At 44.4% G+C, this 17,429-nt stretch carries 15 protein-coding genes; 4 read left to right on the plus strand and 11 right to left on the minus strand.

Annotated elements, in window-relative coordinates:
• Nucleotides 1-251: 251 nt before the first annotated feature.
• The 6 genes from V7Q33_RS05845 to V7Q33_RS05865 form a co-directional block, all read right to left on the minus strand.
• Nucleotides 252-830: a porin family protein gene (locus V7Q33_RS05845; RefSeq protein ID WP_331979670.1), complete on the minus strand. Its 579-nt coding sequence runs from the start codon at nt 828-830 to the stop codon at nt 252-254.
• 136 nt (nt 831-966) lie between these two features.
• Entirely contained in the window at nt 967-1,386 is a 420-nt protein-coding gene (locus V7Q33_RS23385; protein ID WP_442945908.1) for a DUF695 domain-containing protein, read from the minus strand.
• A 134-nt stretch (nt 1,387-1,520) separates the two neighbouring features.
• Nucleotides 1,521-2,108: a hypothetical protein gene (locus V7Q33_RS05850; protein ID WP_333819202.1), complete on the minus strand. Its 588-nt coding sequence runs from the start codon at nt 2,106-2,108 to the stop codon at nt 1,521-1,523.
• Nucleotides 2,109-2,214: 106 nt separating this feature from the next.
• On the minus strand, nt 2,215-2,709 hold the full coding sequence (locus V7Q33_RS05855) for a hypothetical protein (RefSeq protein WP_333819204.1): 495 nt from the start codon (nt 2,707-2,709) through the stop codon (nt 2,215-2,217).
• A gap of 43 nt (nt 2,710-2,752) precedes the next feature.
• Nucleotides 2,753-3,388 (minus strand): endonuclease III, encoded by a 636-nt coding sequence (nth, locus tag V7Q33_RS05860; protein ID WP_333819205.1) that lies wholly within the window; start codon nt 3,386-3,388, stop codon nt 2,753-2,755.
• A complete protein-coding gene (locus V7Q33_RS05865) occupies nt 3,385-4,614 on the minus strand; it encodes an exo-beta-N-acetylmuramidase NamZ family protein (protein ID WP_333819206.1) in 1,230 nt (409 codons plus the stop codon). The genes nth and V7Q33_RS05865 overlap by 4 nt, the downstream gene beginning before the upstream one ends.
• 100 nt (nt 4,615-4,714) lie before the next feature.
• Here V7Q33_RS05865 and V7Q33_RS05870 point away from each other — a divergent pair, with 100 nt between their 5' ends.
• Both V7Q33_RS05870 and V7Q33_RS05875 read left to right on the plus strand, forming a co-directional pair.
• A complete protein-coding gene (locus V7Q33_RS05870; protein ID WP_331979681.1) occupies nt 4,715-5,935 on the plus strand; it encodes an ABC transporter permease in 1,221 nt (406 codons plus the stop codon).
• Nucleotides 5,936-6,028: 93 nt separating this feature from the next.
• Nucleotides 6,029-6,586 carry a hypothetical protein gene (locus V7Q33_RS05875; protein ID WP_331979683.1) on the plus strand — a complete coding sequence of 186 codons (558 nt, stop codon included), beginning with the start codon at nt 6,029-6,031 and terminating at the stop codon, nt 6,584-6,586.
• A 59-nt stretch (nt 6,587-6,645) separates the two neighbouring features.
• Here V7Q33_RS05875 and V7Q33_RS05880 read toward each other — a convergent pair whose 3' ends face one another.
• The 4 genes from V7Q33_RS05880 to V7Q33_RS05895 form a co-directional block, all read right to left on the minus strand.
• On the minus strand, nt 6,646-7,395 hold the full coding sequence (locus V7Q33_RS05880) for a polyprenol monophosphomannose synthase (protein WP_331979685.1): 750 nt from the start codon (nt 7,393-7,395) through the stop codon (nt 6,646-6,648).
• Nucleotides 7,396-7,657: 262 nt separating this feature from the next.
• Complete coding sequence (locus V7Q33_RS05885) at nt 7,658-8,422, minus strand: succinate dehydrogenase/fumarate reductase iron-sulfur subunit (RefSeq protein ID WP_331979687.1); 765 nt, start codon at nt 8,420-8,422, stop codon at nt 7,658-7,660.
• 8 nt (nt 8,423-8,430) lie between these two features.
• Entirely contained in the window at nt 8,431-10,368 is a 1,938-nt protein-coding gene (locus V7Q33_RS05890; RefSeq protein ID WP_331979689.1) for a fumarate reductase/succinate dehydrogenase flavoprotein subunit, read from the minus strand.
• 45 nt (nt 10,369-10,413) lie between these two features.
• Nucleotides 10,414-11,085, minus strand: a complete 672-nt coding sequence (locus V7Q33_RS05895; protein WP_331979691.1) for a succinate dehydrogenase cytochrome b subunit — start codon at nt 11,083-11,085, stop codon at nt 10,414-10,416.
• Between the two features lie 514 nt (nt 11,086-11,599).
• Between V7Q33_RS05895 and dnaE the strand changes: the two genes are divergently transcribed.
• The gene (gene dnaE / locus V7Q33_RS05900; protein ID WP_333819209.1) at nt 11,600-15,790 is read left to right on the plus strand and encodes a DNA polymerase III subunit alpha; all 4,191 of its coding nucleotides are present in this window, start codon (nt 11,600-11,602) and stop codon (nt 15,788-15,790) included.
• A gap of 147 nt (nt 15,791-15,937) precedes the next feature.
• Nucleotides 15,938-16,261, plus strand: coding sequence for a thioredoxin (gene trxA / locus V7Q33_RS05905; protein ID WP_331979695.1), 324 nt, complete (start codon nt 15,938-15,940; stop codon nt 16,259-16,261).
• A gap of 113 nt (nt 16,262-16,374) precedes the next feature.
• Here the strand turns inward: trxA and V7Q33_RS05910 are convergent.
• A partial coding sequence (locus tag V7Q33_RS05910; protein WP_333819210.1) for a sialate O-acetylesterase occupies nt 16,375-17,429 on the minus strand: 1,055 nt, incomplete at its 5' end.

The following is a 17,429-nucleotide window of genomic DNA, read 5'->3' on the forward strand; positions in this document are numbered from 1 at the left end:
GTTGGGATCGCGCAAGGCAATGCCGGACGTTGACCACGTTCGGCATTTGTTTTTTGCAGCGAATGGTGATTTACGGAGGCGTATAACAGGAGCGGGAAAACGAATCTCTTTATTGCTACAAATCTAGCAAGCGCAACGTGCGACTAGGGCTAAGACAACTTTTTAACTTGTGCCCTGAGAAGCGGAAAGCTTGTATTAACCATTCCCACAAGTTGAAACTTGCGGGAGCAGGAGAGTTGTTCTGCTCTAATCTATTTCAGGTAATAACTTACTCCAGCTCCCCAGATATTCAGCTTGTTTAATCCTGTAGTCGTTTGGGTTTGAAGTATCATAGTTTCTCCATTGTATTGGAATCCTAAATAATCTCTGAAATAGACGCCTAATTTTTTCGTTACGAGGAACTCAATCTCCATATGTGCACCGTAGTCTGTTTTTTTAAAGTCTTCTTCGCCATAGCTCATGGAGAAATTTGGACCATGCTGGTGCAGAAGAAATTTAACTTCGGGACCAACAAGAATTTTTAACCGGTTAACTGGTTTATAGAAAAACGTCAGAGGGACCGATATATAGTGAAGGTTTATCTTGTCGTTAAATGTACCCTTAATAGTTACAAAGGAATAATCCATTTCCAGGCGAAGTCCCACTTTACCAAAACTCATTTCAGAAAATCCTCCAGCCCGATATCCGATACCGGCGTTCCAACGATCCCTGTTTAATGTTTCGTCTGAAAGGGTTGTTCTACTGATACCACTATTCACTCCCAAGCTGATTTGCCCGTTTACATTGATAGCAATTGCGGAAAGAATGACGGCCGCTAAAAATTTTGTCATAAGTTAATTAAAACATATACTTCTTTTTTTCCTTGGTCAAACCTTCTTTGCCATAACCGAATGATTTTTAAATCCCAGTTGATTGCTCATCGTATCGTCAATCGGAAAGATTATCACTTGTGGTCGTGCTTGATTTTTAGTATAATTTTATTGGGTAATACTTAATAAAGCCCCAGCCGTTATCGGAATATGAATGCGTTTCCAATTCTATGTCTTTGTTCTTGTTTCTTATTTCCTGAATTAGCCCATCGTGATCAACTGAATCTGAAATGAAATAATAGTAGCTCCTCTCTCCACCGAATGTCTCGATGAGAAAAATAAGTCCGTCATTTGTTTCTTTGAATAGGTTACACATTTGTCCATCAAAGTCAATCAGTGACATATTGTAATCCGATTCAGGAAGCCCGTTACTTTTGACTACTCTTAGTTTTTGTGTCACCCGTAGTATGTTGGGAAGATTACTTTGGTAAACAAAGATGTTTTGATAGTCAGGTTTTCTTAGATACAGAGGGAACCCTTCGTGCTCAATTTTTGTCGTTAACCATTTTTGTTTCATTGTAATATCGAAAAAATAATTTGCCCGGCCATATTACGCACAACATTCTCATTAAGGTGTCCAGAAGACGAAATTAATAATTAATCTGAGACTCTGTCGGCATGATTTATATATATTGTTAGCGGCTGTATTTTTCACTTGTTCAAGTTTATTTTAAAATTGAGCTCCTCACTGTCGGTTCCTTTATAAAAAAGCGTCAACACGTTGCCGTATAGTTCCATTTCGTTAAACTGAAATTCTGGTATTCTTGCTGTTAAATCATTTTTCTGAAAATCGAACGGCACTACCAGTTTTTTCTTTGTGTCAATGAATTCAATAACCAGGTTCTTGTAGTTTGAGTCAGCATAAACTACAAAATCAAACAGGTATTTTGCATCGTCTTGTATATCGGTGTCAATACAAATGAGTTGTTGAAATTCTTTAACCTTTTCCCCAGTAGTCTTATCAACTAGCGTATAGATGCAGGGACCATTAGCAGTACAGCCACTCCTAATCAGGCTACCATTAAATTCCCTGATTAAATGAAATCCAAGTCGGTAAGTATAAACGTATAGCTCAACCGGTACTTCGTCAATTATGGATTTTTGTCCTCTTATATTTTCAAGTGTCAGCCAGATTCTGTCACAATTGTATTGCCAATAAAGTTTGGAGTTATTCGACAGAGGGCACTGAACCTGCAATATACTAAGGTCATCGCAGTTTAACGACGTAACTTGTGACAAGCTGAAGGCTCGCGTTAATTAGTGTAAGTTGAAAACTTGCGGTAGTTTGGGATAATTTTTTTTGGTTTCACTTTAGTCTACGCCGGTATATAAATGCACAACACACTTATATATCTTTATGGTGTGGTTTCCTCATTAGTTTAAATATTCGTCCATCAGACAATATCCAATCAATGTTATCGTGGTCCACGAATTTAATCGTCCCTTCGTAAAGAAATAGTTCTCCTTTATTGCTAACCGTTCCGTCAGCGATCAAGCTCTCTTCTTTTACATTTGTTAGTTTGAGATTGAGTGAGTCCATTTGTTTGTTAGTTGTCCACGTGAGTGTGCCAAAGTTTGTAAAAACTAACTTTGTCTTCAAGGTGCCATTCTCGAGTAGCTCAATTGTTGATCCCAATTCTTTGGATTTGTAAAAAAGAGATCCACTTAATTGCTCATCTGAATTATAGCCAGGTAATGTATCATTTACTAATGTCGAATCCCTCTCAACTATTTGATTGACTATCCATTTTCCTCTCAATTCATTGTCTGGTAATTTATCAACTGGCGTTTTACAGCTGATTAAACCCAATAACAATATCACATATAATCCTTGGTTCATCTTATCTAGTTACTGCCATAAGTTGAAAACGTGTATATCTGCCTTAATCCCGCAAATCTTTTCGCATATACTTGGAGCAGATAGGGCAATCCGTCCATACATGTCCACGGGCGGGGCAGAACTTTCGGCCGAAGTATATAATCTGAAGGTGTGCCTTATTCCATTTTTCTTTGGGGATGAGTCGCTTCAGGTCGTGCTCGGTTTGCTCAACGCTTTTGCCATTGGTTAGCCCCCAGCGATATGCCAGGCGATGTATATGCGTATCGACCGGAAAAGCAGGTAATCCAAACCATTGTGTCATAACAACGGAGGCAGTCTTATGACCTACTGCCGGTAATTCTTCCAGCGCTTCAAATGTACCAGGCACTTCACCATTATATTTATCAATCAATATCTTCGACAGCCCATATATACCTTTCGATTTCATTGGCGATAATCCGCAAGGACGGATAATCTCGCGAATCTCCTCCTGCGACATCTTTACCATGTCGTAGGGATTGTCAGCACGCTTGAAAAGTCCCGGGGTCGTTTTGTTTACGCGCTCATCGGTACATTGTGCGGAGAGCAATACGGAGATCAATAGAGTATAGGCATCCTTGTGATGCAACGGTACCTCAGGATTCGGAAAATAGTGATCGAGTATAGAGAGAATGTCTTGTACTTTTTCAGCTTTCGTCATGGGTATAGCAGGTATTTCTCTCGCTTCAGTTTATAACTGTCCAAATCGGCTTTCCAGGTCTCGCGAATCTCATCTTCCGTTAAACCATCTTTTATCTGTTGCTTCAACACCGTATTCCCCGTCAATATATCAAAGTAGGGGAGGAAAAACTTTTCTTTCTGAGGATACGCATTGTATAGTTGTATAAGGTATTTCAAATCGATTCTTCTTTCTACCGGTACATTTCGCAGATCGAGTCCATAACAAACCTTGTTTTCGAGTGGTGGTGTAACGGACATGCCCGGTATACTGACGGGTGTAAACTGAAACGGCATGTTCTTTAATTCGGGATTGCCGAGCACCTGGAAGGGGATCTGCGTTCCGCGACCAAGGCTGATTACTGTTCCTTCAAACAAACAGATGGATGGATACAAACGTATAGCCTGGTCATTGGGAAGATTGGGAGAAGGCTTGACTGGAAGCGAGTATGCATCGGTATGCTTCCAGTTTTTCATGGGAATAATGTCGATATCACACTTTACATGATTGGCAAGCCATCCTTCACCGTTTATCATTTTGGCAAGCTCTGCCACGGTAAGGCCATGCGCAATGGGTATGGCATGCATGGCTACGAACGACTTTAACGGTGTCTGATTGATCGGTCCATCCACATAGCCATTCGGGTTGGGGCGATCGAGAATAATCATTTTCTTGTTGTTCTCTGCGCAGGCTTCCATCATATAGTGCATGGTGCTGATGTATGTATAAAAGCGCGCGCCTACATCTTGTATATCGAAGATCACAATGTCAACATCGCTTAATTGTGCCGGTGTTGCTTTGTAATTCTTTCCATAAAGTGAAACTACCGGAAGTCCCGTTCGGGTGTCTACGCCATCTTTCACATGCTCGCCATCGGCAGCAGCTCCGCGAAAGCCGTGCTCGGGGCCAAAGATTTTTACCAGGTTTACACCACGGCTTTTCAGTGTGTCGGCCAGATGCGTTTTACCAATCACCGAAGTCTGGTTTACCACCAGGGCTACACGCTGTGTACCAAGCTTGGGCAAAAGTATATCCAGTTGTTCAGCCCCCAGTACAAGTCGAGTGTCGATTTTAGCAGCGGGCGCAGGCTGTTGCTGTGTAACCGGAGGAGGCTCTGGCACGGGTGGTGCCGAGGTCGTCTTCGGGCTTTTGCATGCGAGAGCCATGGCCAATAGAGAGAAGAGTGTAGAAGCTATTTTTACCTTCATAGAAATCGGAATATGAGCCTACGGCAAACGCTTATTTGATTATGGCGTTTTGAAGCTTTAATTTGCATCAGCCATGGCGCTGAAAAGTTAGTAAGAAGAGTTGAACCTTTCGTACTTCATATCCAAAAGAATAAGCCTTGAACAAAAGCAGGGCTTCTCATCCACTATTCATCGCATTGCTATTTTCAGTATCGGTATAGGTTTAGGTGCTGCTATTGTTTCATTTCTGATTATGAAAGGTTTTCAGGAAACGGTAAAGAACAAAATATATAGTTTCAGCGGGCACCTGATCATTACGAAGTTTACGATGAACAATTCAACGGATGAGCAGCCGATGAATTTTTATATCGATGTATATCAACATCCCGAGCGGTATCCGCATGTTCGTCATGTGCAGGAGTTCTCACACAAAGCGGGGCTCGTAAAAACCGATACTGATATACTCGGTGTGGTGATGAAAGGCGTTGGCAAAAGCTTCGATGTAAAGTCTTTCAAAGAAAATTTACTGGAAGGTGAATTTATCCAGTTCCCCGATTCCGGTTATGCACGCCAGGTGGTGATCAGTAAGATTATTGCTACCAAGCTCAACCTGAAAGTTGGTGACGACATCATCATCCATTTCTTTCAAAATCCTCCACGCTTCCGCAAGCTCAAGGTAACAGGCATCTATGAAACCAACCTGTCGGAATATTTTGATAGCAAGGTGATCATGGGAGATATTCGCCTGATCCAACGTCTCAATGATTGGTCTGATAGTCTTGCCGGTGGCGTTGAAGTTTATACCGATAATGTGGACCGCATTGATGATGCCGGGCAAGCCATTGGTCAGGCAATGGATTTTGATCAGAATATAGAGCGGGTGAGTGACCGTTACCAGCAGGTGTTTGAGTGGCTGAACCTGCTGAGCCGCCAGGTAAACATATTGCTTGGCATTATTTTAACGGTGGTGTGCGTGAATATGATTTCGATAGTGCTGATCCTGGTGATGGAACGTACGCAGATGATTGGCATGTTAAAAGCGTTGGGTGGAGGCGATCGTCTGATACGATCTGTTTTTGTTTATCAGGGTATCAGCCTCATCATGAAAGGCCTGCTGCTGGGCAATGCTATTGGCCTTGGTTTATGTTACCTGCAGTATCAGTTTAAAATTGTTAAATTGAATCCACATGATTATTACATGCACGTGGTGCCCATCAGTTGGCATTGGGAAATAGTGGGTTTGCTCAACCTTACTACGTTTTTGGTCGTTACAGTGGTGCTATTGATTCCCACGATGGTGATTACCCGAATAAGCCCGATTAAGGCGATCCGATTTGATTAATGTTAATCAGCAATAATAATCGTTTAAACTTCAAATAATTTTCTACTTTTGTTAAAGTAAGGAGCCCACCTTATACAGAAATGTTTTAATGTCATGCAATTAAAATTCAAGAATCCTGTCAGGCCCGACCTGACATCAACTATCCAGAAACGAAACCGCAGGCTTCAGGCGTTTTTTAATGCCAAGAACCTCGATGTGCGGTTGCACGGTGATGCACAGAATCCGCTCATGGTATTGTGCGGATGTGTTGGACTGTCAGCTTATGTTCACAATTTCGATCTCCGCATGTTGGACAAACCCAATCAGGGAGAGGTTATGCGAATTTTCAAGTTGACGGAAATTGTTCAAGGAACGCGTGAGGACGTAGTGGAGTGGCTGCAGAAATATCCGCAGATGCCATTGTACCGCATCCAGCACGCAAACAGCAAACTTTACTTATGTGGCTTTAACTTTGTTGATCGCGAGCAAAAGCTGGGACGCTACCCGGTGTTTGCCCGTGAGGATTACCACATTTACAAACAGCGCGAGGCTGCGGAAGACATTCTCAACATGCTTAAGGAGGATGGCTACGAAGCGGAGATCACCGAACCGGATCTGGAACTGGTGAAGTCGCACGTAGGACCCATTACCTTTGTTGGCTTACAAGACTAAACGCTAAACGAAAGAGTTTGAATTGGTTGATTGGGAAACTGGTCAACCAATTTTTATTTTCAGGATTGTGCCGGTATATATTTCCGGAACCAGCTCTGGATTGTCATCTGCAATACACCAAAGAAAGCTTCCTTAAAAATGCCGGGCGACATTTTTGATTCACCGCGTGTGCGATCGGTAAAGATGATCGGCACTTCTTTCAGTATGAAGCCATACTTCCACGCAATGAATTTCATTTCAATCTGAAAGGCGTAGCCAACGAATTTTATCTGGTGGAGTGGAATCGTCTCTAATACTTTGCGGCTATAGCAAACAAAACCGGCGGTAGTATCGCGCACCGGAATGCTGGTGATGAGCCTTACATAACTGCTGGCGAAGTACGAGAGCAGCACGCGCCCCATAGGCCAGTTCACTACGTTTACACCGGTAGCATAACGCGAACCGATGGAAACATCGCTGCCAAATTCTGCGCATGAGAGATATAGATGCACAAGATCCTTCGGGTCGTGCGAAAAATCTGCATCCATTTCCAGGATGAAATCATAGCCTCTTTCAAGCGCGAATTTAAAACCGGTGATATAGGCTGTGCCCAGCCCGAGCTTACCGGGGCGTTTCAGCAGGTGAAGCCTGGTTTGGGTAGTATTGTAAGCTGCCTGCATTTCTTCTACGATCTCGGCAGTTCCATCAGGCGAATTGTCATCTACAATCAGAATATCAAAATCTTTAGGCAAGCCAAAGACAGTATCAATAATCGAGCGGATGTTCTCCCGTTCCTTATAGGTAGGAATTATGACGATGGCGTTGCTCACTACTTCCAATTGGTTACCGACAAATCTATAAAAAGTAAAAATCTAAACAATCGTTTTAAAATGGTCGGGGTCTGATTTTAATACGTTTTGGCGAGGGTTTTAATTTCCGGAAAGCTCCAAATTTTCAATGATGTGTAAAATGAACGCATTGAGGCTCTGAAAATAGCTATACAGGGGAGTAGTAGTTAATCTATACCAATAAAAAAGGCTGATGTACTCAGCCTTTTTTAATTTATAGGAGATAATACTTCTTTTGATCGTCTTAGTCGTTCGCAACAATTTCAGGAGAACCCAGCGATGAGCTAAAGTAGTCGCGGTTCATGCGTGCAATGTTCGTCAATTTGATCTCTTTCGGGCACTCGGCTTCGCATGCTCCAATGTTGGTACAGTTTCCAAAACCCTCATCGTCCATCTGCGCTACCATAGACTGCGCTCTGCGGGCACGTTCAGGCTGGCCTTGTGGTAACAGAGCCAGTTGTGAAATTTTAGCAGATACAAACAGCATGGCTGCCGAGTTAGGACAGGCGGCCACGCAGGCACCACAAGCAATGCAAGCTGCTGCGTCCATTGCCTTCTCTGCGTCATCTTTATTTACCGGCAGATTGTTGGCATCCTGTGCCTGACCTGTATTTACGCTCACAAAACCACCCGCTGCTATAATGCGGTCGAACGCGCCACGGTCAGTCACCAGATCTTTGATTACAGGAAAAGCTTTCGCTCTCCATGGCTCTACATAAATTGTATCGCCATCGTTAAATGTGCGCATATAAAGCTGGCATGTGGTAGCGGCATGATGCGGGCCATGTGCACGGCCATTGATATACATGCTGCACATACCACAAATACCTTCACGGCAATCATGATCAAACGCAATAGGCTCTTCACCTTTTCGTACCAGGTTGTCGTTCAATACATCAATCATTTCCAGGAACGACATATCGGCATTAACATTATCAATGCTATAGTCTACTAACTTACCTGGCGTATTAGCGTTTTTCTGGCGCCAAACCTTTAAGTTAAATTTCATGATCCCTATTATTTATAGCTTCTTACTTGCATTTCAATATTCTCGTAAACCAGCGGCTCCTTGTGCATCACCGGATCTGAATCTACAGACGTGTGTTCCCATGCAGCCACGTAAGCGTAGTTCGCGTCATCGCGTTTTGCTTCGCCTTGTTCCTGGTATTCTTCGCGGAAGTGACCACCGCATGATTCATTTCTGTTTAGTGCATCGATCACCATCAATTCTCCCAGTTCAATAAAGTCAGCTACGCGGCCGGCTTTGTCAAATTCAGGATTGAACTCATTTAATGAACCAGGAATGTTTACATCGCTCCAGAATTCTTTGCGCAGATCCTGGATCATCTTTCTGGCTTTTGTCAAGCCTTCTGCAGTGCGGGCCATGCCGCAGTACTCCCACATGATCTTGCCCAATTGCTTGTGCAGGTCATCAACAGTTTTCTTTCCTTTGATGCCAATCATTTTTTCAGAGCGGGCCTGTACTTCTTTCTCTGCCTCAACAAACGCAGCGTGATCGGTTGGTATCGGTTTCGTAAAGATCTCGCCTGAGAGGTAATTACCGATGGTATAGGGAATTACAAAGTATCCGTCAGCAAGTCCTTGCATTAGAGCAGAAGCACCAAGTCGGTTGGCACCGTGATCGCTGAAATTAGCTTCACCCAGACAGTACAGACCTTTAATGGTTGTCATCAACTCATAATCAACCCAAAGACCACCCATGGTATAGTGTACCGCAGGATATATCTTCATCGGAGTTTTGAGCGGATCTTCGTTGGTGATGTTCTGATACATCGGGAACAATTCACCGTAGCGGGCCTTCACTACATCTATACCCAGGCGCTTGATGGCGTCTGCAAAATCCAGGAATACTCCAAAGCCTGAAGGAACAATACCTCTGCCATCATCGCACGCTTCCTTTGCCGCGCGCGATGCTATATCACGCGGACACAGGTTTCCGAACGAAGGGTATTTTCTTTCGAGGTAGTAGTCGCGATCCTCTTCCTTAATGTCTTCCGGTTTCTTTTTGCCTTCGCGAATTGCTTTGGCATCTTCTCTCGTTTTGGGTACCCACACACGACCATCGTTACGCAGCGATTCAGACATCAGCGTAAGCTTCGATTGATAGTCGCCCGTTACCGGTATACAAGTAGGGTGAATTTGTGTATAGCAAGGGTTGGCAAAGTATGCACCTTTTTTATGTGCTTTCCAGGCAGCTGTAACGTTGCTACCCATCGCATTGGTAGAAAGGAAGAATACGTTACCGTATCCACCGGTTGCGAGAATAACCGCATGACCAAAGTAACGTTCCAGCTTGCCGGTAATGAGGTTACGGGCAATGATACCGCGTGCTTTGCCATCGATGGTTACTACTTCCACCATTTCATGCCGACTATACATGGCAACATTTCCTAATCCAACCTGACGCTCCAACGCACCGTACGCACCCAGTAACAGTTGCTGTCCGGTTTGTCCGCGGGCATAGAACGTACGCGATACCTGCGCACCACCAAAAGAGCGGTTGTCAAGCAAGCCGCCATACTCACGGGCAAACGGTACGCCTTGTGCTACGCACTGGTCAATGATATTTCTGGATACATCTGCCAGCCGGTATACATTGGCTTCGCGTGCGCGGAAGTCGCCACCTTTGATTGTATCGTAAAATAAACGATAGACAGAGTCGCCATCGTTTTTATAATTCTTTGCTGCGTTAATACCACCTTGTGCAGCAATGGAGTGAGCGCGTCTGGGTGAATCCTGAAAACAGAAAGCTTTTACTTTATAGCCCAGCTCAGCCAGGGTTGCTGCTGCAGATGCACCGGCAAGTCCTGTACCTACTACAATTACTTCTACTTTACGTTTATTAGCCGGGTTTACCAGCTTAGCATGTTCTTTATAGTTACTCCATTTTTCGGCCAGGGGGCCGTTTGGAATTTTAGAATCAAGTGCAGCCATATCTTTATGCGTTGAGAACTTCTGTCTGTTAATCGTATTGAATACTTATTTGACCCAGTGGAAATAGATGGCTACGGGCATCATTGCGAAAATGAAGGGCACAATGATAGAAAAGGCTGTGCCGATGAAGCCTATAGTTTGGTTGTATTTTACGTGGTTTAGACCCAATGACTGGAATGCGCTTCTAAAGCCGTGAAGCAAATGCCAGAAGAGTGAGAAACATCCGATAATGTAGAGTACTACAACCAATGGATTCTGGAATATATCCAGCATCATTTGGTATAGCGGAAGCTCTTCACCTTCTGCAAACTGATGCGCGCGGTTGGGAATCCAGAAATGCGAAGTGTGCATGATGAGGAACAGCAGAATAAGCGTGCCGAGCAGGCCCATGCTTCTGCTATACCACTTGCTTTTTTCCGGGTGCTTTACGTAAGCGTATTTAACAGGACGTGCACTGCGGTTTTGTTTCCAAAGGAGCAACCCTTCATAGATGTGCAGCAGAAATCCAATGATCAATCCGATCTCTAAAGTCCGGACAATGAGGTTTGTCCCCATAAAGTGCCCCCAGTAGCTAAAGGTGGCACCGCCATCGTTAAAGAAAATCATCGCGTTAATGGTGCAGTGAACCACCAGGAATGTGATCAGAAATAATCCGGTGAGCGCCATTACGAATTTCTTACCGAGCGAACTCGTAAGAAGTGTGGTGAACCAATTCATATTAATTATGCCTTCTAGAATTTTTGCGAAAAATAGTTTCCAAAGGCTATTTCACCAAAGCTAAGAGTACTTTATAGAAATTCTAAATAGGAAGATACAGCGCTACTTGCCATGCTATAGCAGCAATTCGAAGAAGAGAATAATTAACGAGATAACAACCACGGCTATCAACAAGAACCATTCTTTACGCACAAAACGGGTTAAGTGCTTCCACAAGCTATCCATATATATAAAGTATTGAGAAGGAAGTGGCCAATAATCGCGCCTGAAAATTAATGCTCTGATATACAGTTATTTGAAATCCCTGTAGTGGATGAAAGATTTTAATTCTTAGAATCATTTTTGAATCAAATTCCCAATTTTGGATAACGAGTTCCAGACTTTGAAACTATTTTTAGGGATTAGGTGAACGAAATCTTCCAGAATGAATTTATCCATCAGCACATACACCATAGCGGAAAGTATTCTTGATGAAGTAACTTTGTATGCAACAACCACTAATTGATTTTAGCTGATGTATCTGATTTTTGATACGGAAACCACCGGTATTCCGCATAATAAAACTGCGCCCATCACAGACCTCGACAACTGGCCACGCCTTGTACAGATCGCCTGGCAGTTGCACGATAACAAAGGAAAGCTGCTATCCAACCATAATTACATAATAAAGCCGGAAGGGTTTGATATACCGTATAAGGCTGAGCAGATACACGGTATATCTACCAAGCGTGCGCTGGCAGAAGGCCATGACCTGTTTACGGTACTGGGCACGTTCATTCAGGATCTTTCCAAAACTTCGCGGCTGGTTGGCCACAACATTGAGTTTGATATCAATATTATCGGTGCGGAGTTTATTCGTAAGAGTCTGGCTCCGGAACAATTTACCAGTCTTGACAAGATCGATACGGGTATAGCCTCAACGGAATTTTGCCAATTGAGCGGAGGTATAGGCGGGCGTTTAAAGATGCCACGCCTGGTGGAGCTGCATGAAAAACTTTTCGGAAAAGATTTTGGTGATGCACATGATGCGGCATACGATGTGGCGGCTACAGCACGATGCTACTTCGGGCTGATAAAGCAAAAAGTAGTAAAACCGTTTGATGATACAGCTGTAGACGTTATCGAGTACGAAGAGCCGAACCTCGATGCTGCCAACTTTGCGAAAAAGGAAAAGAAAAAGGATGTTACCTATTCGCTGACGGACGAGCCGCTGGTGATGACAGACAAACCTTTTGTTCACCTGCATGCACATTCTCAGTACTCCGTGTTACAGGCCACACCCGATATAAAATCGATGGTGGCGAAAGCGAAAGCGCTTAATATGCCAGCCGTAGCACTTACCGATCTCGGTAATATGTATGGTGCATTCAAATTTGTGCGCGAGGCACTCAATCATGAACTGAAGCCCATTGTAGGTTGTGAATTTTATATAGCGGAAGAACGCAAGAAGCTGAAGTTTACCAAAGACAATCCGGATAAACGCTACAACCAGGTGTTGATCGCCAAGAACAAAGACGGCTATCACAATCTGGCCAAGTTAAGTTCGTATGCCTTCATTGAAGGATTGTACGGTATATATCCGCGCATCGACAAAGCACTGGTAGAAGAGTATAAAACAAACCTGATTGCTGTTACCGGAAGCCTTGCCAGCGAAGTTCCTCACCTGATTCTGAACGTAGGCGAGAAGCAGGCAGAAGAAGCATTTAAATGGTGGCATAATCTCTTTGGAGAAGATTTCTATATAGAACTGAACCGTCACGGTATACCCGAAGAAGATCACGTGAACGAAGTGTTGCTTCGCTTTGCAGAGAAGTATGGAGTAAAATATTTTGCTGCCAACGAATCGTTCTACCTCGATAAGGAAGAAGCCAACGCCCACGATGTATTGTTGTGCATCAAAGAAGGGGAGTTCAAATCAACACCCATTGGTTATGGACGTGGTCATCGTTATGGATTGGCCAACACGCAATACTATTACAAGTCGCAGGAGGAAATGAAATCCATCTTCCGCGATTTGCCTAAGGCCATTGAAACGGTAAGCGAAATACTCGACAAGATCGAAAGCTATAAGCTCGATCGAAATGTACTGCTTCCTAAATTCGATATACCGAAAGAGTTTAATACGGAAGATGAATACCTGCGTTATCTCACTTATGAAGGTGCAGCAAAGAAATATACCGAGATTACACAGCAGATACGTGAACGCCTCGACTTCGAATTAGAGACTATACAGAAGACCGGTTATCCGGGTTACTTCCTCATTGTACAAGACTTTACTTCAAAGGCGCGTGAGATGGGCGTATCCGTGGGGCCGGGCCGTGGATCGGCTGCAGGTTCGGCGGTAGCCTATTGTATTGGTATTACCAACGTGGATCCGATCAAATACGATCTGCTCTTTGAGCGTTTCCTAAACCCGGATCGTGTATCACTCCCCGATATTGATATTGACTTCGATGATGAAGGCCGGGATCGCGTATTGAAATATGTGATTGAGAAATATGGCAAGACACAGGTAGCGCAGATCATTACCTATGGTACCATGGCTGCGAAGTCTTCCATCCGCGACTGCGCCCGTGTAATGGAGCTTCCGCTGGCAGATTCGAACCTGCTGGCGAAGATGGTTCCTGAAAAGCCCGGCACATCGCTCGATGCAGCCATTGAAGAAGTAAAAGAGCTGGCGGATGTAAAGAATGGATCAGACCTGCGTGCCGATGTACTGAAACAGGCACTGGTACTGGAAGGATCGGTGCGAAGCACGGGTACACATGCCTGCGGTGTAATTATCACACCGGATGACCTGACCAAGTTTGTGCCGATGTCGGTAGCAAAAGATTCCGACATGCTGGTAACGCAGTTCGATAACAGTGTGGTGGAGAGTGCAGGGCTTCTGAAGATGGACTTTCTCGGGCTCACTACGCTATCAGTCATTAATACAGCGATACGAAATATAAAGAAGAGTCGCGGCATCACGATTGTTGTAGATGATATACCGCTGGATGATGTAAAGACCTATCAACTATTTCAACGAGGCGAGACAGGAGGCACGTTCCAGTTTGAAAGTTTGGGGATGCAGAAATATCTGCGTCAGCTAAAGCCCGATAAATTTGAAGACCTCATCGCGATGAACGCCCTGTATCGTCCGGGGCCTATGGAATATATACCTGCCTTCGTAAATCGTAAACATGGTCGCGAGCCCATTAAATACGATTTGCCGGAGATGGAAGAGTTCCTCGCGGAGACGTATGGTATTACGGTATACCAGGAGCAGGTAATGTTGCTGTCGCAGAAACTGGCAGGCTTCAGTAAAGGCGATGCCGATGTGCTGCGGAAAGCGATGGGTAAGAAGCAGAAGGCCGTGCTTGATAAGATGAAGGACAAATTCATCAAAGGATGTGCAGAGCGCGGACATGCAAAAGAGATATGCGAAAAGATATGGACCGACTGGGAAGCGTTTGCGCAGTATGCATTCAATAAATCGCACTCTACCTGTTATTCACTGGTAGCATATCATACAGCCTATCTCAAAGCTAATTATCCGGCAGAGTATATGGCCGCTGTATTGACGCACTCACAAAACAATCTTGAAAGCGTTACCTTCCACATTGAAGAGTGCCGAAGCCTGGGATTGAAGGTGCTCGGCCCGCACATCAACGAATCGGGTGTATTCTTTGAAGTGAACAAAGCCGGAGAGATACGCTTTGGTTTGGGTGCCATTAAAGGTGCAGGCGAATCGGCTGTAGAAGCAATCATTCAGGAGAGAGAAGCACGCGGACCCTTTGAAGATATATTTGAGTTTGCCAAGCGTGTAAGCCAGCGATCCGTCAATAAAAAAACGTTTGAATGTCTTGCATTGTCCGGAGCATTCGATTGCTTCCAGGGTATACATCGCCGGCAGTATGTTTTTGCGAAAGATGGAGACATCAACCTGTTGGAGAAAGCAATTAAGTACGCAGCCAAGACTCAGCAGGAGGAAGCAAGTGCACAAGCGAGTTTATTTGGCGGCAGCTCCGGCACAGTGATGCCAAAACCGAAGATCGAATTTGTTGAGCCTTTCAGCGAGATTGAAAAGCTGAACCTGGAAAGAGAAGTGGTCGGTATATATATATCCGGTCACCCGCTGGATAACTTTAAATTTGAGATCGATAAGTTCTGCACCGTTTCATGCAGTCAGTTGTCAGAGCTTGATCCATTGCTGGGCCGCGAATTGAAGCTGGGAGGTATAGTATCGATTGTGGAGCATCGCACTACCAAGACGGGTAAGCCTTTCGGTAAGTTTACACTCGAAGACTATAACGGCAACTATACTTTTACACTCTTTGGGGAAGACTACCTGAAGTTCAAGAACTTTATGAACACGGGATGGTTCCTCTTTATAGAAGGCGCGGTGATAAAAAATACCTGGGGGCAGCAGAATATAGAATTCAAGATCCGAAATATAGATTTGCTGAACGAGATTGGTGTAAAGCGAAGCAAAGGTGTGCAGTTGAAAGTAAATGCACGCGAAATAACGAAAGACCTGATTGTAAAGATTGAAGGTGTTTGCCAGGAGTATTCGGGTAATACACCACTGTATCTGAAGATACGTGATGAACAGGAGAACATTTATCTCGACCTGATCTCGCGCAAGTTTCGTGTCAACCCGGTTAACGACATGGTAAAGATGATGAAGAAAGCCGGCGAACTGGAAGTAGAAGTAGTCTTCTAACCTTGAACTTAAAACCTTGAACCTTGAACCTTGAACTTTGAACCGGAAATGCTGGGCTCTTGAACCTTGAACTAATAAGATTACCTTTGCGTTTGGTTGATAGATACGATAAAAGAAAGAACTTAAAACTTTTAATTACATACTAAAATGGGAAAAGCAATAGAACTTACCGATGCTAACTTCGATCAGATCATTAATTCCGATAAGCCAGTACTAGTGGATTTTTGGGCTGAATGGTGTGGTCCTTGTAAAATGATTGGCCCGGTTGTAGAAGAGCTGGCTGGCGATTACGATGGCAAAGCCGTTATTGGCAAACTGAACGTTGACGAGAATCCTTCTGTTACGGCTCGTTTCGGTGTTCGCAGCATCCCGACTCTGCTTGTATTCAAAGGCGGCCAGATTGTTGACAAACAAGTAGGCGCTGTACCGAAATCAGTTTTGTCGCAGAAACTGGCTGCTCAGGTAGCTTAAATGAAAAACGCTCTGGCATAAAAAGAAGCGAGGCTGTACTTGCAGCCTCGCTTTCCTGAAGCCTCACCTGAATACTTCTTTTCGGAAGTACTGAAGGTGAGGCTATATATTTTCTAGTTATCCGTGCGGAAGCTTGGCACCGGCAGTCCTTCCTTGCTGAATAAATTCGGGATGGAAGCATTACTCCAGGCAAAGCGAACGGCCACAGGATTCTTTACTTCTTTGGCAGATACCACCACTGTGTTGCCTTCAATTTTCGCTTTGGCAGGATAGAACTTCTTATCCTCACCGGCGATCTGAAATTCAGTAGGCTCGCCACCTTTCGATATCAAACCATTGGGTGCATTATCAAACGTTATCCTGATTTTTCCTTTCTCCACTTTCATGGATTTATACAACGGACTCTTATATACTATACCGGTTTTGCCATACGTATCTGATAACGCCAAGTTCGCCAAACGTTCGCCTACAGGTTTCTTGAACTGCGGGTGAATATCTTTCACGTTATCCACGAGGTCTGAAATTACCACCACACCAGTCTTGGGTATCTCCAGCATTTTGATCTGCTGTTCGCGAATGCGTACACCGCCATCCACACCGTAATCGGTATAGGGAGCGATCTGCACATAGTAGAAAGGAAAGTCGTTGAGAAATTCTTTGCGCCACGATGTTACCAGGGTTTCCATCAATTGCTTATAGGTGTCAGGTTCACTGGTGTTGCTTTCGCCCTGATACCACAATGTGCCGGCTATACGGAATGGAACGATGGGGTTTATCATGGCATTGAACACAACGCCTGGTTTGGACGGGCACCACGGCCTGTTGTCTCCTTGTTTTTCGGCGGCTGCCTGCAGGGCTGCATCGGCTGCTATACGGTCTTCAGGCACCCACGTTTCAGCAGGTGTTCCGCCCCAGCTTGCGTTAATGAGTCCTATGGGTACATTCAGGTTTTGCTGAAGTTTCTTCGCAAAGAAATAGGCAACGGCGCTAAAGTATTTCACGCTTTCCGGAGTACATACTTTCCAGGTGCCTCCGCCATGTACCTGACGAAAAGAGGCTGCCGATTTATTTACATGAAAAAGACGTATAGAGGGATCGTTAGCTTGTGCCACGGCCAGCTTGCCATCTCCGGCAGCTTCCATGGACCACTCCATATTAGACTGGCCGG

The organism is Ohtaekwangia sp. (assembly GCF_036786105.1).
Classification (GTDB): Bacteria; Bacteroidota; Bacteroidia; order Cytophagales; family Cyclobacteriaceae; genus Ohtaekwangia.

Excerpts from the sequence above, each read along its gene's own strand:
- trxA (WP_331979695.1), top strand. The coding sequence starts at position 15,938 with ATGGGAAAAGCAATAGAACTTACCGATGCTAACTTCGATCAGATCATT.
- V7Q33_RS05895 (WP_331979691.1), bottom strand. The coding sequence starts at position 11,085 with ATGAATTGGTTCACCACACTTCTTACGAGTTCGCTCGGTAAGAAATTC.
- dnaE (WP_333819209.1), top strand. The coding sequence starts at position 11,600 with ATGTATCTGATTTTTGATACGGAAACCACCGGTATTCCGCATAATAAA.
- V7Q33_RS05845 (WP_331979670.1), bottom strand. The coding sequence starts at position 830 with ATGACAAAATTTTTAGCGGCCGTCATTCTTTCCGCAATTGCTATCAAT.
- nth (WP_333819205.1), bottom strand. The coding sequence starts at position 3,388 with ATGACGAAAGCTGAAAAAGTACAAGACATTCTCTCTATACTCGATCAC.
- V7Q33_RS05865 (WP_333819206.1), bottom strand. The coding sequence starts at position 4,614 with ATGAAGGTAAAAATAGCTTCTACACTCTTCTCTCTATTGGCCATGGCT.
- V7Q33_RS23385 (WP_442945908.1), bottom strand. The coding sequence starts at position 1,386 with ATGAAACAAAAATGGTTAACGACAAAAATTGAGCACGAAGGGTTCCCT.
- V7Q33_RS05855 (WP_333819204.1), bottom strand. The coding sequence starts at position 2,709 with ATGAACCAAGGATTATATGTGATATTGTTATTGGGTTTAATCAGCTGT.
- V7Q33_RS05875 (WP_331979683.1), top strand. The coding sequence starts at position 6,029 with ATGCAATTAAAATTCAAGAATCCTGTCAGGCCCGACCTGACATCAACT.
- V7Q33_RS05890 (WP_331979689.1), bottom strand. The coding sequence starts at position 10,368 with ATGGCTGCACTTGATTCTAAAATTCCAAACGGCCCCCTGGCCGAAAAA.
- V7Q33_RS05885 (WP_331979687.1), bottom strand. The coding sequence starts at position 8,422 with ATGAAATTTAACTTAAAGGTTTGGCGCCAGAAAAACGCTAATACGCCA.